The organism is Thiomicrorhabdus sp. ZW0627 (assembly GCF_029767005.1).
In the GTDB taxonomy this organism is placed as follows: domain Bacteria; phylum Pseudomonadota; class Gammaproteobacteria; order Thiomicrospirales; family Thiomicrospiraceae; genus Thiomicrorhabdus.
Window position 1 is genome coordinate 1,070,013 of sequence record NZ_JARUQR010000001.1, and the last position, 25,101, is coordinate 1,095,113.

Annotated in this window: 25 protein-coding genes; 14 read left to right on the plus strand and 11 right to left on the minus strand. The window is 50.1% G+C overall.

Going from position 1 to position 25,101, the window contains the following annotated elements; translation table 11 throughout:
- Positions 1 to 6 precede the first annotated feature (6 nt).
- From ureC to QCB45_RS05125, 5 genes are all read right to left on the minus strand, one after another.
- A complete protein-coding gene (gene ureC / locus QCB45_RS05105; RefSeq protein ID WP_279419769.1) occupies positions 7 to 1,713 on the minus strand; it encodes an urease subunit alpha in 1,707 nt (568 codons plus the stop codon).
- Position 1,714: 1 nt separating this feature from the next.
- Positions 1,715 to 2,026, minus strand: a complete 312-nt coding sequence (locus QCB45_RS05110; protein ID WP_279419770.1) for an urease subunit beta — start codon at positions 2,024 to 2,026, stop codon at positions 1,715 to 1,717.
- An 11-nt stretch (positions 2,027 to 2,037) separates the two neighbouring features.
- Complete coding sequence (gene ureA, locus QCB45_RS05115; protein ID WP_279419771.1) at positions 2,038 to 2,340, minus strand: urease subunit gamma; 303 nt, start codon at positions 2,338 to 2,340, stop codon at positions 2,038 to 2,040.
- Between the two features lie 29 nt (positions 2,341 to 2,369).
- A complete protein-coding gene (locus QCB45_RS05120; protein ID WP_279419772.1) occupies positions 2,370 to 3,200 on the minus strand; it encodes an urease accessory protein UreD in 831 nt (276 codons plus the stop codon).
- Positions 3,201 to 3,287: 87 nt separating this feature from the next.
- Positions 3,288 to 3,965 carry a TorF family putative porin gene (locus QCB45_RS05125; RefSeq protein WP_279419773.1) on the minus strand — a complete coding sequence of 226 codons (678 nt, stop codon included), beginning with the start codon at positions 3,963 to 3,965 and terminating at the stop codon, positions 3,288 to 3,290.
- A gap of 416 nt (positions 3,966 to 4,381) precedes the next feature.
- On the opposite strand from QCB45_RS05125, the gene QCB45_RS05130 reads away from it, so the two are divergent.
- Positions 4,382 to 5,215, plus strand: a complete 834-nt coding sequence (locus QCB45_RS05130) for an HDOD domain-containing protein (protein ID WP_279419774.1) — start codon at positions 4,382 to 4,384, stop codon at positions 5,213 to 5,215.
- 23 nt (positions 5,216 to 5,238) lie between these two features.
- Here QCB45_RS05130 and cysQ read toward each other — a convergent pair whose 3' ends face one another.
- Positions 5,239 to 6,087 carry a 3'(2'),5'-bisphosphate nucleotidase CysQ gene (cysQ, locus tag QCB45_RS05135; RefSeq protein WP_279419775.1) on the minus strand — a complete coding sequence of 283 codons (849 nt, stop codon included), beginning with the start codon at positions 6,085 to 6,087 and terminating at the stop codon, positions 5,239 to 5,241.
- The gene (nudE, locus tag QCB45_RS05140) at positions 6,088 to 6,663 is read right to left on the minus strand and encodes an ADP compounds hydrolase NudE (RefSeq protein ID WP_279419776.1); all 576 of its coding nucleotides are present in this window, start codon (positions 6,661 to 6,663) and stop codon (positions 6,088 to 6,090) included. It abuts the gene before it with no gap.
- Positions 6,664 to 6,698: 35 nt separating this feature from the next.
- On the opposite strand from nudE, the gene yrfG reads away from it, so the two are divergent.
- Entirely contained in the window at positions 6,699 to 7,361 is a 663-nt protein-coding gene (gene yrfG, locus QCB45_RS05145; protein WP_279419777.1) for a GMP/IMP nucleotidase, read from the plus strand.
- A 25-nt stretch (positions 7,362 to 7,386) separates the two neighbouring features.
- On the opposite strand, the gene QCB45_RS05150 is transcribed toward yrfG, so the two are convergent.
- Entirely contained in the window at positions 7,387 to 8,016 is a 630-nt protein-coding gene (locus tag QCB45_RS05150; protein ID WP_279419778.1) for a thiopurine S-methyltransferase, read from the minus strand.
- A gap of 97 nt (positions 8,017 to 8,113) precedes the next feature.
- Here QCB45_RS05150 and QCB45_RS05155 point away from each other — a divergent pair, with 97 nt between their 5' ends.
- From QCB45_RS05155 to QCB45_RS05200, 10 genes are all read left to right on the plus strand, one after another.
- A complete protein-coding gene (locus QCB45_RS05155) occupies positions 8,114 to 8,653 on the plus strand; it encodes a protein disulfide oxidoreductase (protein WP_279419779.1) in 540 nt (179 codons plus the stop codon).
- Positions 8,654 to 8,677: 24 nt separating this feature from the next.
- Positions 8,678 to 9,400: a fused MFS/spermidine synthase gene (locus tag QCB45_RS05160; RefSeq protein WP_279419780.1), complete on the plus strand. Its 723-nt coding sequence runs from the start codon at positions 8,678 to 8,680 to the stop codon at positions 9,398 to 9,400.
- A gap of 71 nt (positions 9,401 to 9,471) precedes the next feature.
- Positions 9,472 to 11,403, plus strand: coding sequence for an ATP-binding cassette domain-containing protein (locus tag QCB45_RS05165; protein WP_279419781.1), 1,932 nt, complete (start codon positions 9,472 to 9,474; stop codon positions 11,401 to 11,403).
- Positions 11,404 to 11,592: 189 nt separating this feature from the next.
- Positions 11,593 to 12,726 carry a class Ia ribonucleoside-diphosphate reductase subunit beta gene (gene nrdB / locus QCB45_RS05170; protein WP_279419782.1) on the plus strand — a complete coding sequence of 378 codons (1,134 nt, stop codon included), beginning with the start codon at positions 11,593 to 11,595 and terminating at the stop codon, positions 12,724 to 12,726.
- Positions 12,727 to 12,893: 167 nt separating this feature from the next.
- Positions 12,894 to 13,613: a histidine phosphatase family protein gene (locus QCB45_RS05175; protein ID WP_279419783.1), complete on the plus strand. Its 720-nt coding sequence runs from the start codon at positions 12,894 to 12,896 to the stop codon at positions 13,611 to 13,613.
- A gap of 12 nt (positions 13,614 to 13,625) precedes the next feature.
- On the plus strand, positions 13,626 to 14,837 hold the full coding sequence (locus QCB45_RS05180) for a metallophosphoesterase (RefSeq protein WP_279419784.1): 1,212 nt from the start codon (positions 13,626 to 13,628) through the stop codon (positions 14,835 to 14,837).
- A 166-nt stretch (positions 14,838 to 15,003) separates the two neighbouring features.
- A complete protein-coding gene (locus QCB45_RS05185; protein ID WP_279419785.1) occupies positions 15,004 to 15,306 on the plus strand; it encodes an amphi-Trp domain-containing protein in 303 nt (100 codons plus the stop codon).
- An 11-nt stretch (positions 15,307 to 15,317) separates the two neighbouring features.
- Positions 15,318 to 16,967: an aminoglycoside phosphotransferase family protein gene (locus tag QCB45_RS05190; RefSeq protein WP_279419786.1), complete on the plus strand. Its 1,650-nt coding sequence runs from the start codon at positions 15,318 to 15,320 to the stop codon at positions 16,965 to 16,967.
- Entirely contained in the window at positions 16,960 to 17,868 is a 909-nt protein-coding gene (locus QCB45_RS05195) for a GAK system ATP-grasp enzyme (RefSeq protein ID WP_279419787.1), read from the plus strand. The genes QCB45_RS05190 and QCB45_RS05195 overlap by 8 nt, the downstream gene beginning before the upstream one ends.
- Positions 17,869 to 17,870: 2 nt before the next feature.
- The gene (locus QCB45_RS05200) at positions 17,871 to 19,043 is read left to right on the plus strand and encodes an HprK-related kinase B (RefSeq protein ID WP_279419788.1); all 1,173 of its coding nucleotides are present in this window, start codon (positions 17,871 to 17,873) and stop codon (positions 19,041 to 19,043) included.
- Between the two features lie 337 nt (positions 19,044 to 19,380).
- On the opposite strand, the gene QCB45_RS05205 is transcribed toward QCB45_RS05200, so the two are convergent.
- Complete coding sequence (locus QCB45_RS05205) at positions 19,381 to 20,307, minus strand: histone deacetylase family protein (RefSeq protein ID WP_279419789.1); 927 nt, start codon at positions 20,305 to 20,307, stop codon at positions 19,381 to 19,383.
- A 28-nt stretch (positions 20,308 to 20,335) separates the two neighbouring features.
- On the opposite strand from QCB45_RS05205, the gene QCB45_RS05210 reads away from it, so the two are divergent.
- Complete coding sequence (locus tag QCB45_RS05210) at positions 20,336 to 23,038, plus strand: bifunctional acetate--CoA ligase family protein/GNAT family N-acetyltransferase (protein WP_279419790.1); 2,703 nt, start codon at positions 20,336 to 20,338, stop codon at positions 23,036 to 23,038.
- A 121-nt stretch (positions 23,039 to 23,159) separates the two neighbouring features.
- Complete coding sequence (locus QCB45_RS05215; RefSeq protein WP_279419791.1) at positions 23,160 to 23,645, plus strand: hypothetical protein; 486 nt, start codon at positions 23,160 to 23,162, stop codon at positions 23,643 to 23,645.
- Between the two features lie 9 nt (positions 23,646 to 23,654).
- Here the strand turns inward: QCB45_RS05215 and QCB45_RS05220 are convergent, their stop codons facing one another.
- Positions 23,655 to 24,491 carry a DUF3379 family protein gene (locus QCB45_RS05220; protein WP_279419792.1) on the minus strand — a complete coding sequence of 279 codons (837 nt, stop codon included), beginning with the start codon at positions 24,489 to 24,491 and terminating at the stop codon, positions 23,655 to 23,657.
- The gene (locus QCB45_RS05225; protein WP_279419793.1) at positions 24,488 to 25,018 is read right to left on the minus strand and encodes a sigma-70 family RNA polymerase sigma factor; all 531 of its coding nucleotides are present in this window, start codon (positions 25,016 to 25,018) and stop codon (positions 24,488 to 24,490) included. Before QCB45_RS05225 ends, QCB45_RS05220 begins: the two co-directional genes overlap by 4 nt.
- Positions 25,019 to 25,101: the final 83 nt, after the last annotated feature.

Sequence of the window (25,101 nt, forward strand, 5' to 3'; positions counted from 1 at the left end):
CCTTTTTTAGAACAAGAAATACCTTTGTGCCAGAGGCAGACTTTCCGCCGGTTCACAGATCAACAATTCGCCGTCCGCTTTAACCTCGTAGGTTTCCGGGTCGACCGAAATATCAGGCTGCAAATCGTTCAGAACCATATCCTTCTTGGTGATGTTTCGAGTATTCGCGACGGGACGAATAATTTTTTCCAGACCGAGCTGACCCTTAATGTCTTGATCGAAAGCCGCCCGCGAGACGAATGTGATCGACGTTTTAAAGATCGCCTTACCCTGAGCCGCAAACATATTGCGGTAGTGCACCGGCTGTGGGGTCGGAATGGATGCGTTGGCATCCCCCATCGGCGCAGCGACAATCATGCCGCCCTTGATGATCATCGACGGTTTCGCAGCGAAGAAAGCCGGTTTCCATAAAACCAAATCGGCCAGCTTACCGACTTCGACCGAACCGATGATATCCGCCATTCCATGTGTAATGGCCGGGTTGATCGTGTACTTCGCTACATAACGTTTAGCACGGAAATTATCATTACCCTCGCCGTCTTCCGGCAATGGTCCTCTTTGCTGTTTCATCTTATGAGCCGTCTGCCAGGTACGGGTAATCACTTCACCAACACGCCCCATCGCCTGGGAATCCGACGAGATCATTGAGAATGCGCCAAGGTCGTGCAAAATATCTTCGGCCGCAATCGTTTCACGACGGATACGGGATTCCGCAAACGCCACGTCTTCAACAATGTTCGGATCAAGGTGGTGACAGACCATTAACATATCCAAGTGTTCGTCAATGGTATTGACGGTGAAAGGACGCGTCGGGTTGGTCGAAGACGGCAATACATTGCCGAATCCGCACGCCTTAATGATGTCCGGTGCATGACCGCCGCCAGCTCCTTCCGTATGGTAAGTATGGATTGTGCGATCTTTGAAGGCCGCCAAGGTGTTTTCGACAAAACCGGATTCATTCAAGGTATCGGTATGGATCGCGACCTGAACATCGTACTCGTCGGCTACACTCAGACAGTTGTCGATCGCGCCCGGAGTGGTTCCCCAGTCCTCGTGCAACTTAAGCCCGATTGCACCGGCTTCGACCTGTTCTTTCAAAGGTTCCGGAAGCGAGGCATTTCCTTTACCTAAAAAGCCCAGGTTCATCGGCAACCCTTCGGCCGCTTCCAGCATGCGGTGCATGTACCAGACCCCGGATGTACAGGTGGTTGCATTAGTACCTGCCGCCGGTCCGGTTCCACCACCCAACATGGTGGTAACACCCGACATCAACGCCTCTTCAACCTGTTGCGGACAAATAAAGTGAATGTGTGAATCGACACCCCCTGCCGTCAGGATCTGACCCTCTCCAGCAATGACTTCAGTACCGGCACCGATTTCAAAATCAACATCCGGCTGAATGTCCGAATTCCCGCCTTTACCAATGGCGACAATCATGCCGTCCTTGATACCAATGTCCGCTTTCACGATTCCCCAAGTGTCTAGAATCAGCGCATTGGTGATGACTGTATCGACGACTTCATCCGCGCACAGCTGGCCTTGCCCCATACCGTCACGAATGACTTTTCCGCCGCCAAACTTAACCTCTTCACCATATGTTGTGAAATCTTTCTCCACCTCAATCAGTAGATCGGTATCCCCCAGTCTGATTTTGTCTCCCACTGTCGGGCCATACATTTCCGCATAGGCTTTTCGATCGATTTTGTAACTCATCCTACCCCTCCAATGGCCCCATAACTAACTGATTGAAACCGTAAACGACCTCTTTTCCAGCGATCTTTACCAGTTGAACCTTTCGCTTCTGTCCCGGTTCGAAACGCACCGCCGTTCCGGCCGGAATGTCCAGGCGAAAACCTTTGGCAGCTTCCCGATCAAACACCAGTCCGGTATTGGTTTCGTAAAAATGATAGTGTGATCCCACCTGTATCGGACGGTCACCGGAATTGGCCACCACCACTTCGACGGTCTCCCGCCCGACGTTCAATTCGATTTCGCCCTCTTGGACAATCAACTCTCCAGGAATCATCTTGCTGCCTCCTATACGATCGGTTGATGGACTGTTACCAGCTTGGTACCGTCCGGGAATGTGGCTTCCACTTGAACCTCGTGGATCATTTCAGGTATGCCGTCCATGACGTCGGCTCTTGTTAGAACCGTGGTGCCCAAGTCCATCAATTCTGCTACTGTCTTACCCTCACGCGCGCCTTCCAAAATCGCGCAGCTGATATAGGCGACCGATTCGGGATAATTCAATTTGATTCCTCGATTCAAACGGCGTTCGGCAAGCAGGCCGGCTGTAAATAACAATAATTTATCTTTCTCTCTCGGTAATAGTTCCATATACCCTCCAATAAATATGAATCCGGCAATTAAGTATTCCAAATCCTCGGTTTGACGACGGGAATCCCCAAAACGACAGGCCGGGCGATTTTCCACGCTTCAAACAAGACCCCTTTGATTTCGTCCAGTTCGGTTGCCAACACGCGCAATACCACCAACGAATCCAGTTGGGTAACACCTACCGGCAATGGCCATTCGTAAGCCTGTAATGCTTCCAATAATTGTTTTTGAGATTCGGGTTCGTTCTGATAGAACAGCGCGGTTGCGAACAAGGTATGGCCAGCCAGAGCACTGGCGCTGTTCAAAAGATTGGTTTGTGGTGAAATCCGGAGCCGATCGACAAAAACAAGTTTCCCCTCGATCCACACCTCCAGCGACTGTTGCAACGAGCCCTGCTCAAACCCTTCACCACTGGCAGGCCGGCCTAGTCCAGCGATATCCCAGGCAATGAATTTATTGTCCTTTTCCTCAAGCACGAACTTGATTGAATTCTCGACCACCGATTGATTGAAGAACAAAGTCTCCTGTGGCAGCCATTCAAGCTCCGAGCCTTGATTAAAAGTAATCGTCTGGGTCTGCGAGGCCAGACGGCCGTCACTTCGGTAGAACTTGGTCGCGGCGGGGGTACTGATGACCCCCTTCGATCCAGGCCGAAGTTTCGCATTCAGCTCAAGCACATCCCCACCTACCACGCCGCCTGGAGGATGTATCACCAACACGCTCGGCCGGTCTTTTTCCTGGTAATAAGGTCTTTGAAGAACCAGTGGCCCAAAATGTTTCTTATCTTTTACAACTGTTTTACCTGTTTCATTCACAAATGAAAAAGATAAAAAACCTTTCCAGTTATCCTTGAGTCTCATATCCGCCTTTGAATCTTTTCAAGAATAAAAAAAGGGGCCGTGAAGCCCCTTTCCGTTTTAACTAACTCGTCATATACACGGGGTATATTAGATTGGAAGCGCGTAAGTAAGTTGAAGCATTGGCTTCTCGTTCTTATCGGCAATACCGTCACCAAACGCCTTGCTCACAATGAAGCTTAGAGCGTCAGTTGCAGCGTAGCTTACGTTGATGTCGTTGTATTCTTTAGAAGAAGTATCCTGCATAGACATACCATAGTGAATACCAAACTTACCAATTCCGTAGTCTAGAGACACATACTTGTAGTTATCACCTTTAGCTTTATCTTCAGTAGTGAAGTAACCAGTTGCAGAGAAACCTTTGTAAGCCGCACCAAGAACGTACTCAGTAATCAAGTTTCCATCGTTACGGTCATAAGAATCACCAGCAGCATCTGGATAGAAATATGCGTTATAACCAAAAGTCAAAGTAACATCACCAAAAGTCGGTGCATAACCAGCGTAAAGGTCAAACTCAGTACTTCCAGAAGCACCTTCAGAAGAAGTCCAAGTACCTGCGTACAAACCAGACTCGTGAGAATAATCGATACCACCAAAAACAACACCGGACGCAGTACTAATCTGCTGACCACGCCATAGATACATGTTACTTACGTTTGCATTGTAAGAAACTTCAGCATGAGCAGTTACAGGAGTCATGCTCAATGCAGCTGAACCAGCGATTGCCATAGACACGATAAGGTTTTTTAATTGGAATGTTTTTTTCATTTCGCTTCCTTTTTGTTTGATTGAAGTTAAACTCGGGAAGCCTATAGAAAGCTAAATGCCAAAAACAAATAAAATCAATTAAAACAATATGTTAATTGATAAATATTACTTATAGAAAGGGTTTGGTGCACACTAAGCGTGCCAATTGCCACACCATTTCGTTTCATTTTGGTGCAATGCTTTTTTTTGGGGCAATATTCGATTTTGCAGAAATGATACCTAAGCAATGCTACAGTTTTATTAAATCAACATAAAAAATGAACACTTTTTTCTATCGCTTAGAATCCTTAATCGGCCCTATAATAGTTGTTAGAAACAGGCTACAATTCCCTGCATATTCGATCAAATACCCACAAACACCAGGGTTTACGCACTTATACCACCTTTTTAATTCTTTAACAGGTTCAACAAGCAAGATGAGTTTTAAAGATCAGATTGATGTGGCCAGACAGCTACTATCAAGGATTGAAATTCCACTTCTGCCGAAAGAAGTACTAGGACTGCAAAAGCTTTTTAATGAAAGCGAAATGCCCGATCCCAACAAAATCAAAGCCCTGGTATCTGCCAACCCGTTTTTAGCCGGCGAACTGATCAGCTTAGCTAACCTGCCAACCATCTCGAGGGGCAATCCAATCACCGTCAGAGACATCGACAGTGCGATCTACCGTCTTGGAAACAAACAACTTAAAAACTTCATTCTGTCCATCTATGTCAAAAAAGCTTTGGACAACAACAAAATCAAAGGGCTCAGCTACCACAGCCAAATGATTGCGATCATTGCCATGACGATTTCACGTTACAATAAATTTGTAACGTCTGACCAAGCCTACCTATTAGGGCTGATGCACGATATCGGCTCTTTTGCACTTAGCGAACTTGACGAGAATTATGGAAACTCTTTTGTTGGCACCTTGTTTGAACACTACACTTCACACAAAAACGAATACAGCAAATACGGTACAACCCATTCAGCTCTGGGCTACGTCATCGCCGGTACCTGGAGCATCCCACCTTATATAGGACAAACCATACTGCTGCACCACGAACCAAGAATCAGCGCTATCAAAAACGATAAACTACGCAGTCTGGTTGCCATTATTGAACTGGCTCACGCCATTGCGCTTAGACAAAATAGAAGAGTTCAGGAATCAGCAGAAAACATCGCCATCTATAAAGAGTGCCAACGAATATTGGAGCTCACTGACGATGAAATGGAAATCATTCACGCAGACGCGTTTAAAACAGCTTGAACTTAAACGAACTTGTTAGCCGCTCAACCCGGAAAGTCAGGCCACGAATAAGACAAATCCCCAACAACCATAAAGTAGGGATTCAACAAGGATTGCGATTGACGGTACTCCAGTGTGTTACCGAAGCGGTCTAAAACCTTGCCACCAGCCTCTTCAACCACACATTGCGCTGCAGCCGTATCCCACAGGGACGTCGGCCCGAAACGAGGATAGACATCCGCTACCCCTTCCGCCACCAGACAGGATTTGATTGCCGATCCCATGCGCACGGTTTGAGTTTCACCCAGCGCCTGCATAAAATCCTTTACCTTGCCTCCATGTCTTCGGCTGACCGCAACCTTTATAGGCAACCTACTCGAAACAGGGTGAACATGAATCCGGTAGTCAGGTTCCGCACAGTCTTTCCAAACAATCGGTTCCAAAGATTCGGGCACAAGATGCTTATAAGCCCCCTTGCCGGAATAAGCACAGTATAAGATACGAGTCATTGGAACGTAGACGACACCCAAAATCGGCTTACCGTCTTGCACCAAAGCGATATTGACACTGAACTCCCCGGTACGCTCAATGAATTCCTTGGTGCCATCAAGCGGATCGACCAGCCAGAATGTCGACCAGGCCTGCCGGGTTTCAAACTCGATCTCTCCGACACTTTCTTCGGTCACCAAAGGTATATCCGGGGTTAATTGACTCAATTCGGAACAAATCAATTCATCAGCTTGCTTATCAGCCAAAGTAACCGGCGTACCATCGGATTTATTCTCCACTTCAACCGGATGGATAGCCTCATAGACTTCAAGAATCCGCTCCCCGGCCAAGACGGAAATACGACAGACTTCCGGCAGCAATGACCGCAGCGAATCCAAATTCATTTAAATACGTCCCGTCTCTTTCAGTACCAACATCAAGGCGGCGTATGCACGACCCTCACTGAAATCGGGATGTTGCAGTAAAGTCTGCCAATCGTCGAGTTTCCACGGCACAACCTCAAGCGGCTCCGGCTCGTCGCCTTCGGCCGTTTTCGGGGTCAAGCCCGTCGCCAGAACAATATGTGTCTGATGAGTCATGTAACCCGCGGCCAGACTGACCGAATCCATCAGCTCCACTTTTTCGGGAAGATAACCGACTTCTTCCTGACTCTCCCGCAAGCTCGCCTCTTTCCAAGTCTCACCGGGATCAATATTGCCTTTTGGAAATCCAAGCTCGTAGCGATTGACCCCGATACAGAATTCACGAATCAGTAACACCGTATCGTCATCCAGCATTGGTATAATCAACACTGCGCCAAGGGGATTACCTAACAAGCGTTCGTAAACGACTTGCGTTCCGTTAGAGAATTCCAGGGCTTGAGACTCAACCGTAAAAATGCGAGACTTGACGACAACGTCCTTGGAAAGGACCGTCGGTAACGGTTTATTTTTCATGTCGTTCGGGCTATTTTTTTTCATAAACAACATCATACGCCAAGGGGATGAAATTGCCAATGAGTGCCAATATAGACTGGTCTAAAATTGATACGGTGCTGCTGGATATGGACGGTACCCTGCTGGATCTGCATTTTGACTGGCATTTCTGGATGGAATACCTGCCACAGGCTTATGCCGAAAAAAACGCCCTCAGCCTGGAAGAAGCCAACCGTATCATCCACGCCAAGATTCAGGATCAACAAGGTACCTTGAACTGGTACTGTCTGGATTATTGGAGCGAGACCTTGCAGCTCCCCATCGCGGAACTCAAGCGCGAACTGAAACACCTGATCCAGGCGCATCCCGACGTCATGGAATTTCTCGCCAAACTGCAACAAATGAATAAGAACGTGGTCATGGTCACCAACGCCCACCGCGACAGCTTGGCAATCAAATTGGAAATGACCGAGATTGGCGACTATTTCAATCACCTGATTTCAGCACACGATTTCGGCATCCCTAAAGAGGACATTCGAATCTGGTCCGAGATTCAGAGCATACAACCGTACGATCCCAAGCACACCCTACTGATCGACGACAACCTGCACGCTTTGGAAACTGCTAAGTCCTACGGCATCGAATACCTGCTGTGCGCTACCCATGTCAGCCCCAAAATGGACAAGATCGATCCGAAAGATTTCGACCATTTCGAGAGCTTCAAGGAAATCACGCCGCTCTAAACAACAATATCCAAGCGGTCAACGATCAAAAACGCATTACAAACACTTTCTCGACAGCCGCAACGCCCTTGCGGCTGAAGGCCTGTTCCGACACTTTATCGACGCTGGCAAAGCCGGCGAACAGTTCCCTGACCTCGGTTTCAGGCACCGAAAACGGCGGTCCTTGTAATTGAGACTGGTCGTACTCCATCGTCACCATCAAGAACTGCGTGCCTTTCGGCAGAATCATCTTCAAGTGTTCAACATATTGACGTCGCATCGCCTCCGGCAGAGCCACAATCGCTGCACGATCATAAACCGCTTTGACCTCACAGCAATCGTCCGCCGTCAGATGAAAGAAATCACCGCATAACAAAGTCATTGCATCGAATCCATAAGCGCAGAATTTATCCTGCTGAACCGGCTGTGCATCGATGTGGTTTTCACTGATAAATTCGTCCAACGCTTTCTGGCTCAGTTCAATCCCCAAGACCTTATGCCCTTGCTGTTTCAGCCAAAGCATATCCAACGACTTACCGCACAGCGGCACCAGAACCGTCTCGTCGCCGGTCAATTCCAGCTTCTGCCAAAAGCCCTGTAAAAACGCATTAATTTCGGTTTGATGAAAGCCTACTACCCCGCTTTCCCACATGTCGTGCCAAAAATCCGCCTGCATCAATCTTCCTCGTACTGAATTCCAAAAAGCCTTTATAATGGGCGCAATCATAGCATCTACCACCCAAAATTCGAAATCGGACAGAGGCGAATCACTAATGGAACAACCCGCGGAAAACCAATCAACGCCCCCTAAACTCCCTTTGTGGAAAAAGGGCTGGTTCAAAAACCTCATGACGGTTGTGATCTTCGTATTGGTCTATCTGAGCATCCGACCATTCATGCAGGGTGAAGTGGTAGAAGGATCGGTACCGGCCCTGCAGATGCAGACCATCACCGGCGAAACCATCGACCTCAAATCCATCGACCGCCCGACCCTGATCCATATCTGGGCGACCTGGTGTCCGATCTGCGGCGTTACCAAAGGCGGCATCGAATCCATCTCTGACGACTATCCGGTCATCAACATCGCCACCCAGTCGGGCGACGACGAACAACTCTTAAGCTACGCCAAACAGAACGACATGAAACCGCAGATCATCGTCAACGACCTTGACGGCCAAATCCTAAAACACTTCGGTGCCAAAGCCGTTCCGGCGGATTTCATTGTCGATTCCAACGGCGAAATCCAATTTGTCGAAGTCGGTTTCACCACCGAACTCGGCCTACGCCTTCGCCTCTGGTGGGCAGGACTATGACGGCAACCTTAAACGGCCACACTTATGTATAACGGCTTCACCATATTCAGCACCGAAGACGAATTCGGCACGATCAAAGTGGTAGAGAACCGTTCCACCCGCAAACTCTATTTCGATTCTCCGGTGGAACAGAGCTGTTTCTTTCTGAATGCGCCAATGACCCTGAACTTCGAATACCAGCAAAAGATCATCGACCTGCTCTTGAAGTTCGCCGAAAAACCGCCTTTCAACGATCCCGAAAAGCCGTTCCGCGTACTGATGCTCGGACTGGGCGGCGGCAGCATGGCGCACCACCTTTATCACACCCTGCCCAACCTGCAGATGACCGTAGTGGAGCTACGCCAAGCCGTAATCGACTGCGCCTACCGTTTTTTCCAACTGCCGGACGAGCCGGAAATCGAAACCGTTCAAGGCGATGCACTGGAATTCGTCGCCGAAAACGACTACGGCTTCGACGCCGTCATCGTCGACCTGTTCGACAGCCACGGTATTCCGGCTGAATTCAGTGAAGAAGACTTTCAGAAAAACCTGCTCAAACAGCTCAACCCGACAGGCCTGTTGATTTTTAATCTCTGGAACAAACAGAGCGAAAACGCCACCCAAAAAAAACCGGCGCCCACCAAAGAGAGCGGCCAAGTGCTGAACCACTGGCAAAACCTGGTTTCCAGCAACAAGGGATTGAGTCAAAACCGCTACAACATCAACTCCAGCGACAATCTGATTTTGGCAGTGGAACAAAACTGCTAAAAATCCTCACAGCGTTTATAATTTACCGATTCGTTTTCAACCCCGACTTCAAAGAGTCACTAAGGATTTCAATGGCACTGCTTTTTTTACGAGACATCACCTTAAGTTTTGGCGCCGCGCCTCTGTTAAACCAGGCCAGCCTGCAAATCGAACCGAACGAACGCGTCTGTATTGTCGGACGTAACGGTGAAGGTAAATCCACCTTATTAAAGGTCATCGAAGGCGCGATTCAAGCCGACGGCGGCAGCCGAATCCTTCAGGACGGCGTCAAAATCGCCAAACTTCAACAAGAAGTCCCGCACGACACCAAAGGCAGCGTATTCCATGTTATCTCCAGCGGACTCGGTAACGCCGGACCATTGATCGAACGTTTTCACCAGATCAGCCTACAGATGGAAACCGATTATTCCGAAGAGTTGATGAAAGAATTCACCGACGTCCAACAGCAGATCGACAATCAGAACGGCTGGGAATTGAAACAAAGAGTCGAAACCATCATCTCCAAACTCGGTCTGCCGGGCGAAGCGGAATTCTCCAACCTTTCCGGCGGTATGAAGCGTCGTGTTTTACTGGCCAAAGCCCTGGTTCAGGAACCGGACATTCTGCTACTGGACGAACCGACCAACCACTTGGACATTCCGTCGATTCAATGGCTTGAAGGCTTTTTGAAGACCATCCGTTGCAGCCTGGTGTTTATCACCCACGACCGTGCCTTCCTGCAAGCGTTGGCGACTCGCATAGTCGAGCTGGATCGCGGAAAACTGTCCAATTGGGAGTGTGACTACCACACCTATCTGCAACGCAAAGCCGAACAGCTGGAAGCCGAAGCCAAACAGAACGCCGAATTCGACAAGAAACTGGCTCAGGAAGAAGCCTGGATTCGTCAGGGCATCAAAGCCCGCCGCACCCGTAACGAAGGGCGTGTCCGTGCTTTGGAAAAGCTGCGCTCCGAACACCAGGCTCGCCGCAGCCAGCAAGGCAAGGCCAACCTGCAACTGAACAAGACCGCCACATCCGGCAAACAGGTCATCGAAATCAAAGACCTCAGTTTCAACTTCGAAAACCGTATTATTGTCACCGATTTCTCTACCACCATCATGCGTGGCGACAAGGTCGGGATCATCGGGGAAAACGGCTGCGGTAAATCCACTTTGCTATCACTGATTCTGGGCAAACTGCAACCGACTCACGGAACGGTCAAACTCGGCACCAACATCGACATTGCCTATTTCGACCAGCACCGCGCCCAGCTTGACGAAAATCGCACGGTGGCCGAAAGTGTGATTGAAGAGAGCGATTACGTCGAGATCAACGGCGTACGCAAACACATCATCGGCTATCTGGGCGACTTCCTGTTCAGCCCGGATCGTGCCCGCCAGCCGGTCAGTGCCCTGTCCGGCGGTGAGCGCAACCGTCTGTTGTTGGCGCGTGTGTTCGCCAAGCCGTCCAACCTGCTGGTACTGGATGAGCCGACTAACGACCTCGATGTCGAAACACTCGAACTGCTTGAAGAGATTCTGATGGAATACAAAGGCACGGTTCTTATCGTCAGCCACGACCGAGCGTTCCTCAACAATGTGGTCACCAGCTCGATCGTCTTCGACGCCCCCGGCATCGTCAACGAATACGTCGGCGGTTACGACGACTGGATTCGCCAGCGTCCGGATTTCTCAAACCTGACGGAGAGCGACAAGACAGAAAAAGCCGAAGAAAAAACGGCTGAAAAAACCGACAGGCCTGCCGAAACCAAAACCGCTCAGCAGAAACCGAAAAAGCTTAGCTACAAAGACCAGCGCGAATACGACGCCCTGCCCGGTTTGATCGAAGAGCTCGAACAGGCACTGGAAAGCCTGGGCGAAACCATGAACCAACCGGATTTCTACCAACAGGACGAAGCGACGGTTCAGGAAACCCTGAAACAGCTGGCGGACAAGGAGGCTGAACTTGAAGCCGCTTTCGAACGCTGGGAAACGCTTGAAGCCATGGTGATGGGCGAAGTCTGACACCCGAAAAACTTCCATCCAACAAACGCCATTTGGACGAACTACAAGTCCATTGGCGGTTGTTTGCCGATGTTCGCAACGGTTTGAAAAATTCGCTTCCATTCGGGCTAATTTAATGGTTTTCGTTTCAAAGGTTTATGTATAAAATAGCCCGATTAGTTGTTTAATTCATTTTCAGGAAAAGCATACATGAGCTGTAAAGACCAACATACCTACTCAACCTTTTGTCGCTCACAAAATAACGTACTAAAAGAGCCGATGTTTTTTGGACAAAATGTAAACGTAGCGCGTTACGATCAGCAAAAATATCCTTTTTTTGAAAAATTAATCGAGAAACAACTCAGCTTCTTCTGGCGTCCTGAAGAGGTTGACCTTTCCAGCGACCGTACCGAATACTCGGATCTTCCGGCCAACGAACAGCACATTTTCATCAGCAATCTGAAATACCAGACTCTTCTGGATTCAGTACAGGGCCGTTCTCCAAACGTCGCCCTTCTGCCGTTGGTATCCATTCCCGAACTGGAGACCTGGATTGAAACCTGGGCCTTTTCGGAAACCATCCACAGCCGTTCGTACACCCACATCATCCGTAACATCGTCGCCGATCCGTCGGTGGTGTTCGACGACATCGTCACCAACGACGAAATCGTCAAACGTGCGGTGAGCGTGACCGAATATTACGACGAACTGATCGCCCTGACCAACCACATGTACGCCAACCAGATCGATCTGGCGAAGGACGACGAATTCCGTAAGAAGATCAAGACTGCCCTGTACCTGACGATCGTTTCCGTCAACGTACTTGAAGCGATCCGTTTCTACGTATCGTTCGCCTGTAGCTTCTCGTTCGCCGAACGCTCGTTGATGGAAGGGAACGCCAAGGTCATCAAACTGATCGCCCGCGACGAGGCTCTGCACCTTTCAGGAACCCAGAACATGATCACCCTGATGACGGAAGGCAAGGACGACCCTGAAATGGCCGAGATCGCCAAAGAACAGCTGGAAACCACCTACGACATCTTCCGCCAAGCCGCGGAACAGGAAAAACAGTGGGCCGAATATTTGTTCAAAGACGGTTCGATGATCGGTTTGAACGCCGGCATCCTGAAAGACTACGTGGAATACATCACTAACGTCCGTCTGAGAGCGATCAAACTGGAACCGATCTTCGAGAGTAAGAGCAACCCGCTTCCTTGGATGAACAACTGGCTGGTCAGCGACAACGTCCAGGTTGCGCCTCAGGAGTCGGAAATCAGCTCCTACCTGGTCGGTCAAGTCGACTCAAAAGTGGATTCACAAGACTTCAGCGACTTCTCGCTGTAATCGTCGAACCCGCTTTATTTCAAAAACATTCTGAACAGGCCTGTTGAAAGCACCGCGTTTTCAACAGGCCTTTTCATTTATTCCCCCTCCCCCTTACGACGTATCTGTTAAAAAACTGTCATTTATTCATCACAAGTCTTTAAAGTTGCCTATTTACCATAGGCCGCATGAAACAGCCACGCCTCTATCTCGCCTTTGTCCGTCACGGCGATTACCAACAGAAAGATCAGGTACCCAGTGCCCTGCAACCCTATGGTTTGACCAATCTGGGCTGCGAACAGGCCTTTGAGTCCGCGATCCGGATCCAGCAATTTGCCGAAGAATACGATTGCGAAATCGATCCGACCGTCGTCAGCTCGACATTACTTAGAGCTTGGCAGACCGCCGACTACATCGCGCAAGGACTGCAAATTCCTTATCAAATCAGACAAACGGCCAAACTGGTGGAACGCTCCGTCGGTGCGGCTGCCAACCTGACCGTTTCCGAGATTGAAGCCATTCTGGAAGAAGACCCACGCTATCCGAATCCGCCAAAACAATGGAAGTCGGATAGCGATTACAAGTTACCTTTCGAAGGCGCCGAATCCCTGATGCAAGCCGGACAGAGAGTAGCGGACGAAATCACCCAGACCTTTTCCGAACTCTCCGAAAACGCCGGTTACAACACCTTGAAAATCATGGTCGGACACGGGGCCAGCTTCCGCCATGCCGCCCACATTCTGGGCGTTCTGGAGCGCGAAGAGATTCGCGGCCTGTCAATGTACTACGGGGTGCCGGTGTTTTTCGAATACCACCCTCACGAGACCCCGGCTTGGAGAAAGGTTGCCGGAGACTGGAAAGTCCGCCAACAAGCTTCCCAACACCACTTTGAAGAGTCACTGGATTAAAGGGCAACCAATATGTATACCGCAGACATCATTCCCTGGACAACGGACGAGACGGTTCACTTACCCGTCAACCAATGGCAGTTTCCGAATAAAGACATCTACTTCTTCTGTGACCTGCATGCTGATGCAGCGGCGTTCCTGCGTTCCCTGCAAGCCAGTTTCTTAGTCACCACCGACAGCCGTCTGGACGATATCACCCTGACCACTCAGGGACAACATGCCCAGATCGTCATCGGAGGCGACTGCTTCGACAAGGGGCCGAGCAATCTGGCACTGTTCAGACTCCTAAGCCTGTTGCGTGAACAGCATGCCGACCTGGTTCTGCTCGCCGGGAATCATGACATCCGGGTTTACGCAGGCCTGTCGGCTTTGGACTTAAAACAGGACCCTTTCCAGAGCCATTTTTTCACCCGCATGGGACGTAAAACCGCTGCGCTGTTTGCGGAAATTCATCGTCAATATTGTCAGAACGAGTCAACGATCACGCTGGACGAAAACGAAATCATCGACAAACTCTTCCCAAATGAAGAATGGTTTGAGCGTTTTCCGGAACACGCCCGTTCATTCATGACCGAAGAGAAAATTCAAAAAGAGATCAAACAGATTCGCTTCAAACAGCAGGATTTTCTGGACGCTTGCCACAAACACGGATTGAATCTAATCCAGGTCTATCAAGCCGTCGAGAAAGCGCGTGAACTGTTCATCGACCCCCAAGGTGAATTCAGTTGGTTCTTTAAAGAAATCAAACTACTACACCGTTCCGGCAGTTACCTGTTCTGCCATGCCGGGCTGGACGATAGCATCGCACAAAGAGTGGCTCTTGAATCGGCCGACCGCCTTAACCGCGATTTCCAACAACAACTTGATCATGGCAAGCTATTCGAAATCTACTACAGCGAATTCGGAAACGTCTTCCGCACTAAATACCGGGCGTCCGACAAGCCATTGACCGTCAAAGGTACACAGGCCTTGAAACAGGCTGGCATCTACGCGCTGGTCAACGGTCATCGCAGCCACAAGAACGGACAGCAGCTTTTCATCCGTAATGGATTATTGAATTTTGAATGCGACACCCAGCTGAACGAAAACTGTCGTAAAAAGAACAAAATATCGACACTCGGTTATTCCAGCACCATCTTTTTCGCCAATGGTCTGGTTTCGGCGATGAGCAGTGACATTCCGAAAGCCAAAATGTTCCACCCGAAGCACCTGAAAAAAGCGTAAATCGGTTTTCCAAGTATTTCCTGATCCACCGGCGCCATGAAAATGACAAGAGGTTTTATGACGGTTTCGTCTTTTTCTCGTCACAAATTTTTCATGGTTTTTAAACCACATTGATCGCGAAGCCCCGTGCTTTCGCGTTATACTACTTAACCCACATTGAGACATTATGAGTTCATTCACCATGGCTAAGAAAACTCAAGAATTCGTACACGAGTCCCTACAGGACAAAGACGCGATCGCCAGCTATCTGAAAGCAGTCATGCGCGGCTTCAAAAAAGGCGAAATCGTCCTGTCAGATGATGAAGACGAATTAACCCTCACACCGGAAACCCTTGCGCAGCTGAAAATCAAGGCGACGCAGGGCAAGAAATCCCAAAGCCTAACCATCAAACTGAGCTGGTCCTCGTCCGATACCGATTCGGAATTCGACGAAACACCTCTGTTCATTGATGCCCAAAAAGCGGACTGATTACGCCTCCAATGAATACACCGGCTGAACTTTTCGATTCCTTACGCTTCCTGATCATTGAGGTGCATAAGCAGCTTCAGGCTGTCGAATCGTTTCTGGAAACCGGTGAACGTGCACAAGCCGAAAAAAGCCTGGGCCGAGTCGACTACATCGACAACTACCAACTCAGCCTGCTCAACCGCAGCACCGAATACCTGGTCAACCAACCGCTATACAGTGAAAACGGCGAATCGCAGATACTGGTGCAAAGCTATCAACACCTCGCCCACAGCCTTAAAGAACTGTCTAGACAATTGGAAACCGTCGCCTATCAGGCGATGAACCTAAGCAGTCTGAAGCTGATTCAGAAGCCTAATTTATTCAAAGCCTTAGACACCTTAAGAAGCGGGCTGGAACTAATCGAACCCGCGATGCTGCTGGACACTTCTCAGGCCGCCGTAGACATCTGCCGCCTACAGCTTCGCATTTCCAAACTCTGTCAGGAACAATTAGAGAAATACCAGCTCCGTCTCAAGAGAGGTCAACAAACCAAAGCTCTGATGGACGCCAGCTTTATCATCAAGGACATCAATCAGCTTGGCGAAGCCTTGTTGCGTATCGGTGAATCGATTCTCTCCGCCAACCTCGGACAAAGCATCAAGCTGGAACGTTACCACTCCTTGACCGAAACCGTCAGCGCGTTGGATCTTGATCCGAACGCGCCTCACTTCTCTATCACGAGCGTTGCGGAAACCAAATCCGGCTGCACCATTTCCGGGGTTTCCAGCAGTAATGATCCAACCGACGACGAGTTGCTGGCAATCTTCAAAGAAGGCAAGAAGCAGAAACTGCTGGAAGAGAAAAAAGGGATCGAAAGCTGGAACAAAAAATTCCCGGGTATCGCTCCCAAGGTGTACTCCTATCACAAGAGCGGCAACAAAGCCGCCCTGCTATATGAATATGTGACCGGTGAAACCTTCGACCAGTTCATCAGCAACCTCGACCGCACGAATCTGGAAGCGGGCCTGAACAAACTCTTCTCGCTGCTGCTTGAAATCTGGGATGAAACCCAAATCAAGGATCGGCACTCGGCCGACTTCATGGGGCAGCTCTACAAGCGCCTCAATGACGTCTACAGAGTGCATCCGGATTTCGATCTCAGCGGATTCAAGGTCGGTGATGTCGAACAAGTTTCTCTGGAGTCCTTGATCAAAAAAGCGGCCAAACTGGAAGCCCGGTTGAAACCGCCTAAAAGCGTCTACATCCACGGCGACTTCAATATCGACAACATTATCTACGATCCGCTTGAAAAACAGATCAGCTTTATCGATCTGCACCGCTCTGAATATTCGGATTACGTTCAGGATTTATCGGTGTTCATGGTCTCCAACTTCCGTATGGTGAATTTCGATCCTGACGTCCGCAAGCTGATCGCGCTTTCCATGCAGGGGATCTATGAGTTCGGCGAACGTTATGCGCAGCAGGTCGGCGATGAAACTTACCACCTGAGAATGGCACTTGGCTTGGCACGCTCATTCCTGAGTTCGACGCGATTCGTACTGGATACGGATCACGCCAAGGCCATGCACTACCGCGGCCGCTACCTGCTGCAACAAGTGATCAAACTGAAACCGAAACAATATGAAACCTATCGAATTTCAAAGGAAATCTTCCGTGAGTAAGCCATTATCCGAACTGAAAATCGGCGTTGTCGGAATACCAGGCAAATGGTCAACTGAAATACTGGCCGATGAAATCGAGGCCTTGACCGGATTCCGCTGCGTCATCGACATTGAAGACGTGGTCGCAGACCTTTCGGTTCCGGAAGTACGATATAAGGATCACATCCTGTGTGAATTCGACGCCATTATCATTAAGAAAATCTCCCAGACTTATTCTCCGATGGTCCTGGACCGTCTTGAGATCCTGCGTTTCGTAGAGTGTTGCGGCGTGCAGATCTTCTCCAACCCGGCGGAAATCATCCGTCTGGTTGACCGCATGAGCTGTACCGTCTCTCTGGCCAAAGCCCAGATACCGATGCCGGAAACCATCATCACCGAAGACCTCGACGCCGCTTACCAAGCCGTTCAACGATTCGGCGAGGTGGTTTTGAAACCGCTGTTTTCAACCAAGGCACGCGGAATGGAAATACTTTCCTGCAAGACCTCGGAGAAAAAACTCAAACAACAGCTTCGCGATTATTTCACCATCCATAAATTCTTCTACATTCAGAAAAAGCTCAAGCTTCCCGGGCATGACATGGGACTGATCTTTTTGGGAGGGGAATACAAAGGCGCCTATGCCCGAGTCGGTAACGGCTCGAGTTGGAACACCACCATTCATTCAGGCGGCAAGTACGCCAAGGTCGAACCGGGCGAGGAAATCATCGAAATGGCTCGCCGGGCCCAGGCGCAATTCAACCTCAGCTACACCACGGTCGACATTGCCGAAACCGATCAAGGCGCGGTCTGTTTTGAAGTCTCGGCGTTCGGCGGTTTCAAGGGCGCTCAAGAAGGCTTGGGCGTCAACATGGCGAAACAGTACGCGGAATACGTCGTTCAGCAACTTCAACAATCGGAATAAGCATGTATTCGACAGGCCACCCTCTTCTCGAAAAACTGTTACAACTGACGGAAGAGTGGCCGCTTCAAAACGACGCCTTGCAACTGAACCTGACCGACCATCCAATCCGAATTCATAGTAATTCAACCGAGCTTCTGGCTATTCTGGAAGACTATTTCACCGGCTTGTGCGCCCGAATTCCCGGCAATGAACCCGAACTCCCGAACTCGCAAACCGTCTGCGTTTACCAAACCGGTGTACTGCACGATGACATCCAACGTACGCCTTGGATTGACTGGCAGCGCGAACCTGGAAAAACCGGGCGTAAAGATGCTGTGTGCGACACAGAATTCCAAAATCAGCCGGTACGCCTACTGCATAAAGTCAAAACCGGAATGCTGTTCCTGCAACCGGCTCCGCCAAAAGACGAGTCAATAGCTTCTTTGAAACCGATGGCATTCGGCCCGGCCGAAAACCGAAGCAGCCAGATCATCAACTTCATCCTCACCCAATACCTGAACCATCATCTGCGTCATGGGTGGCTACTGGGACACGCCTCAGCCATGCAGTTTGACCATAAAGGCGTGGCATTTGCCGGTCTGTCCGGCGGGGGCAAGTCGACGCTGATGCTTCACCTTCTAGAACACGGCCAGCATTTCATCAGTAACGACCGTCTTCTGATGAAAATCAATCCTGACGGCTCCCTAAACATGCGCGGCATCCCCAAACAACCACGTATCAATCCAGGGACGATTGTGCACAACCCGCGTTTGCACCCTCTCATCAGTGAACAGGAGCGTGCCGACTTTTTGGCCATGCCGAGTGAATCTCTGAGAGCTCTGGAACAGAAATACGACGCGCCGGTTCATAACCTGTATCATCCAGAGTGTTATCAATCCGAAGCGCTGATGGATGCGCTGTTTATTCTCAATTGGCAGGCGCAATCCGAACAGCCGACGTCCGTCAGTGAAGTGGATATCAGTGAAAGAACCGATTTGCTTCCGGCCATCATGAAAACGCCGGGGCCTTTCTTCGCAAAGGATTCAAATGGATTTCTGCCGAACGGCTTCCAACCCGACGCAAACGATTACAACACCCTGCTAAAACATTGCCATGTCTACGAAGTGACTGGAAACATCGATTTCGATGCTGCCAAACAACAGGTTCTCGAACGCCTGTCGAAGATCGAAAAATAAACCGAACATCTAAACAATCATTACGGTTTTAATTATTGAGCATCGAGTTTGTGCACAACGGTTTTGTTCACCTTCTCCCTGGAATAAATTGTGCAAAGTTCTTAATGCCGTGAACGGTTAAAAAACGCGGCTGTTTGAGTGAAACGAGTTCCGCGTTTTCAGTGAACAAGTTTAGAACTTGCCGATTTATGGAATGGAGAGCCCTTTTTGTGGTTACTATTTTTGGGCAAGCAAAAATAGTGACGGGAAGCCTTCTCTCACTTTAAAGTGCAAAAGCTACAATCGAAGGGCTTCTCAAAAAAGATAGGTAGGACTGTCCGTTTAGGTTTGCAATTACTTAACCATTCAAACCGAACAATTCTTTGATATGCTCGGCGGCGCTCATACTTAAAGCCGCCAGATCGTAACCGCCTTCCAGAACCGAGACCACTTTCCCTTCGGCAAATTCATCCGCGATCGCGACAATCTCGCCGGTAATCCAACGATAGTCGTTTTCATGCAGACGCAGATTCGCCAAAGGGTCTAGAAAGTGACCGTCGAACCCGGCGGATACCAATATCAATTGCGGTTTGAAGGCTTTCAAGGCGGGAAAGCCATGCGTTAGCCAGTGCTCACGGAAGACATCGCTGTCGCTGAACTTGGCCAGCGGAATCTTTACCATGTTCGGCAGATCGGAAACCGGATCGCTGTAAGGATAAAGGGGATGTTCAAAGCTCGAACCGAACCAGACACGCGGTTCCCGGCGCACATAGGACTCGGTGCCGTTACCGTGATGAACATCAAAATCAACAATCGCCACCCGTTCGTAACCGTACTTTTGCAAAGCATAAGCCGCACCGATTGCCACATTGTTAAACAGGCAGAAGCCTTTCGGTTCGTTGTATTCAGCATGATGACCCGGTGGGCGGACATTGCAGAACACCCGTTTCGCCTTGCCGTTTTCAACCGCGTCGATGCCGTCCAGCACTGCACCGGCGGCATGTCTTGCGGCCACCATGGAATCGGGACTCAGGTAGACATCCTCGCCGATCTGGCGCACCCCTTCTTCCGGCAACGCCTCCTCAAGCTTTGGCGCCAGCCTCGGATCATGAACCAACGCCAATTCCTCATCAGTAGCCGCTCTTGATTGCGCATGCAAAAACCAGTCGAACAACTGGGTACTGATGAGCTGATCCTGAATCCGGCCGATGCGTTCGGGCATCTCAGGATGATAAACGCCATTGTCATGCAAACGACACAGAGAATGAGTAATATAGAGATTCATCAGGCCACTCTCCAAATAGGTGATTGATATGGGTCCGCATTACTTGTCGAAGCTTTTCAAACCGAACAGCGTGGCGATTTTCGGTGCCAGCGACCGGCCCGAATCGGTCGGTGCCAACGCTCTGCAGAACATGCTCAAAGCCGGATTCAAAGGGAAGCTCTACCCGATTAATCCTAAACACGCCAAAGTACAAAATCAAGCGTGCTATCCAAATATTGCAGAATTACCCGAAACGCCGGAACTGGCCGTCATCGCCACGCCGGTCCACACCATCGCGTCGATCATCCAGGCTTGCGGCGAAAAAGGCGTGGCCAATGCGGTGATTCTGTCGGCCGGTTTTGAAGACGAAGCCGGCAAACGCCTACAACAGCAAATCACTGCAACCGCACACGCTTACGGCATGCGCCTACTGGGACCCAACTGCCTCGGTATACTTCGACCCGAAATCGGTTTGAACGCCACCTTCAGCAAAAACCAGGCAAAGCCGGGCAACCTGGCACTGGTCTCGCAATCGGGTGCTCTTTGCACTGCGGTATTGGATTGGGCGGAAGCCAATGACGTCGGTTTTTCACAGGTGATTTCTACCGGCGACGCGGCGGACATCGACTTCGGGGAAATCCTCGACTTCCTCGCCAGCGACTCCAAGACCCACAGCATCCTGCTCTACATCGAAGGCATCACCAATGCGCGCGGGTTTATTAGCGGCTTGAAAGCGGCTGCGCGCATGAAACCGGTTATCCTGCTGAAATCCGGACGCATGCCGGAAGGCAACCGCGCCGCCTTCTCACACACTGGAGCGCTCATCGGCGGAGACGATGTATTCAATTCCGCAATTGCGCGGGCCGGAGCAATCCGGGTACAGACCATCTCCCAACTTTTCGCCGCCGCCAAGACCCTGTCCGACAACATCAAACTGAAAAAGAACCGTCTGGCGATACTGACCAACGGCGGCGGGCCTGGCGTTATGGCCACAGACAGGGCGGCGGAACTCGGCATCCAACTGCCACAACCGAGTGAACAAAGCCTCAAGGACTTGGATGAATGTCTGCCAAAGCACTGGTCACACGGTAACCCCATCGACATACTGGGTGACGCCACAGGGGAACGCTACGTGCAGGCATTACAGATCTGTCAGAACAACGACCTTTACGACGGCATACTGGTGATGCTTACCCCTCAGGCGATGACCGAACCGACCGCCGTTGCCGAAGCGCTGATCGAATTCACGAAAAAACACCCAAAAGGCAAACCGATTTTCACCGCCTGGTTGGGCGAAACCCTTGTGAACGAAGCCAGAACCCTGTTCCGAAACAATCAAATCCCTACCTTCCGGACACCTGAAGCGGCAGTAGAAGCTTTTGCCTTCCTCTCCGCCTATCACCAGAACCAACAGTTGTTGATGCAGACTCCGGCCAGTGCCGACCAATATTGCAGCCATGCGGACGTTGGCGGCTCTCGCCTGATCATCGAAGCGGCACTTGCCGAACACAGAAGCATTTTAAGCAGTACCGAAACCCGTGCCGTGATGCACGCCTTCGGCATCCCTATCACGCCAGCAATCGAAGCCGGCAACGCCAACCAGGCCATGGTGGCGGCCGAATCTTTAGGGTTTCCGGTCAGCTTGAAGATCAACTCGCCCGACCTGACGCATAAATCCGATAACGGCGGCGTGAAACTCAATGTGCGCACCGCACAGGAAGTACGCCACGAATTCGGCGTCATGATGGAACGCATACAGGAACTCCAGCCAAAAGCTAAAATCCTCGGCGTTACTGTCGAGCCCATGTACCCGACACATCATGCACGGGAGTTGCTCGTGGGCGTGATGCGCGACCCAGTGTTTGGTCCGGCCATCACTTTCGGCAGCGGCGGCACCGCAGTCGAGGTACTACAAGATCGGACTGTCGCGCTGCCGCCGTTGAACGATTACATCGCCAACAAGATGATTTCGCAGACCAAAGTCGCCAAGATGCTCGACAGTTTCCGTGGTCTGCCGGCAGTAAACCGAGATGCCATCGTCGACGTCCTGTTACGCATTTCAGATATGGTGTCCCAGCTACCGGAGATCATCGAACTCGACATCAATCCCCTGTTTGCGGATGAAAACGGCGTCATGGCGGTGGATGCGCGTATTCTGGTGCAAAGCCCGAGCGCCCATCAAGCGCCTTATCAGCACATGGCAATTCACCCTTACCCTGCGGAATTGGTTCAGAACGTCCAGACCCAGACCGGTCTGGAATTGACGATCCGTCCAATCCGCCCGGAAGATGCCAAAATGGAGGTCGATTTCGTCGACAACCTTTCAAAACGCAGCCGTTACCTGCGCTTCATGAACAACTTGCAGAAATTGACGCCGGAAATGCTGTCTCGCTTCACCCAGATCGATTACGACCGTGAAATGGCGCTCATTGCAACGACTGAAAATGACAACCATGAAACGATTGAAATCGCCGTAACGCGTTACACCACTAATCCGGACGGCCACTCCTGCGAAATGGCGATTGTGGTCAGGGACGACTATCAACATCAAGGCGTCGGCGCCCTATTGCTGAAAAGCCTGATAAAACATGCTAAAGCCAAAGGATTGCACCAGATGGAAGGCGAGGTGCTGACGGAAAATCAGGGGATGCTGACGTTGGCGAAGAGCTTCGGTTTCAAACTGACGCCATTAGAGGAGGATCCTCAGGTCATGGCCATTTCATTAAACCTGTTGAAAACCCCGCTTCATTAACGCCATCCGAAAACCCGAGCAAGCTTGACGAAATACAAGAACAACTGTTGAAATGAATGTCAGTCAGTTCCTGCTGTAAATGAGAACATCACGATTTAAGAAACAGAAAGGAAAATTATCCATGAAGCAACTTAAAGATCTCTTTACCATTTTCGGAAACTTTCTCTACCTTCTTGCCATTTTAATGTTGTTCGGAATCGCATTAATTTTAATGCTGCACTCCATCTGGGAGATCATCAGCGACTTCTGGTCTAAAGAATCCATGATCAAAAACATGCTGCAAGCGATAGGGGCAACCATTGTCGCAATCGCCATCATCGATGTCGCCAAATATCTGGCCGAGGAAGAATTATTCCGAGATCGTGAACTGCGGTCACCTGCAGAAGCACGCAAGACGCTGACCAAAATCGTCACGATTCTCATCATCGCAATCGGCTTGGAAGGATTGGTCTACATTTTCAAAGCGGGACTCACCGACCTACGTCTGCTACTTTACCCTGCTCTGCTTTTTACAACGTCCATACTGGCTCTGGTCGCATTAGGTGTCTACCAAAAACTCAGTATCAACTCGGAAATCAAAGCAGATAAAACTGAACAGGCCTGCTAGAAATCAATTTCAAGCGAAACGAACCGCCTCAAAGAAACGCATCTGCGCCAAGGCCAGCTGCTCCATGCTGTTGCCGACAATCGCCACGATGCCGCCTTTGACCGGAATCAACTCGCCGGTGTAACCACCAGCCTTAAACGCTTCCATCGCGGTCAACTGCTGTCCCGGCATCACGATAACGGTGACTGGGCCAGCTTCATCCTGCATGACGATGTGCAACCCCTTCTGTCCCTCGATCACGCACTCTCCGGCATAGCTCATCGAACCGATCGGTTTCTCAAGCGTCGCACCGACCTTGGTGAATAGTGCCTTTATTTCGCCGGCTGAATGAGGCGGGGTCTGAGCCAACATTAAAGAGGGGTCTTCCGCCATATGATCAAGAATGTGTGCCACCATTTCGTCACCCGTAATCGTGGAGTCATAGTAATGTTGAGCCTGCCACAGCCCGACAAACAGAACCGCGACCAATACACTCGCCGCCACTCTCGCCTTAACGTTCAGTTTTGAAAAATGCCCACGAGAAAACCAGGAAACCAATCCGGCCTGCTTGGATTTCTGAACACGACAGGAGCATTCGATCACGTCCGCTGAATCCAAGGCGTCATTGAAATCAGAAACCTTTTGGGTAGATTTTGCAATTTCACGGTAACTTTCGTTCAGAAGTATCCGCGCTTTCAACCCTTCGGGAATCTCGACCTTCAACACATCGTGAACCATCTGATCCAGCTCACGATACTGTTTGATCAGCGACTTGAACTCCGGCTCCCGGTTCACAAACATCACCATTTCATTGTCCAGCACCTGAGGGTTGTGCAACAATCTTTTTCTAAATTCTAATTCATTCATTTTCTAACCTTTCCCGAAATCTGTTTAGAAGGGTTATGGGTGTGTCCGTTCAATATTTCTTTGAGTTGGTGGCGTGCCCGGAACAACCGTGTATTAACGGTTGCCAGCTTGAGATCGAGCTGCTCGGATATCTCTTCGCCACTGAATCCCCACAAAATCTGTAGTATCAACGGTTCTTTATATTCAACGGGCAATTCCATGATCGCCTGATGAAGCTGGTGCTGCTCCAAACTCAGGGAAGGTTCGTTGCTACCGTCATCGGAAGCCAGACTCTCTTCGATCTCCACCAATTGCGGCTGAAACTTCTCGTACATGCGTGCATTCTCGTGACGCAGGATTGTAATCAGCCAGGCTTTCGCCGCTTTTTCGTCGTGGAGTTTATCCAGAGACTTCCAAGCACGGGAAAAGGTTTCTTGCACCAAATCCTCCGCTACCGTCGGCTGCTTGCACAACCAGTAGGCGTAGCGATACAAGTCGTTGCTGTATGCACTGACCAACTGCTCGAAAAATCGGTGTTTGTTGTCCATATCGGCGCCGGTGTCTTCCTATTAAAAAATAATCACTACCTTAGTAACCTTATAGACCGAAAAACAGAGAAAATCTTTCCTAG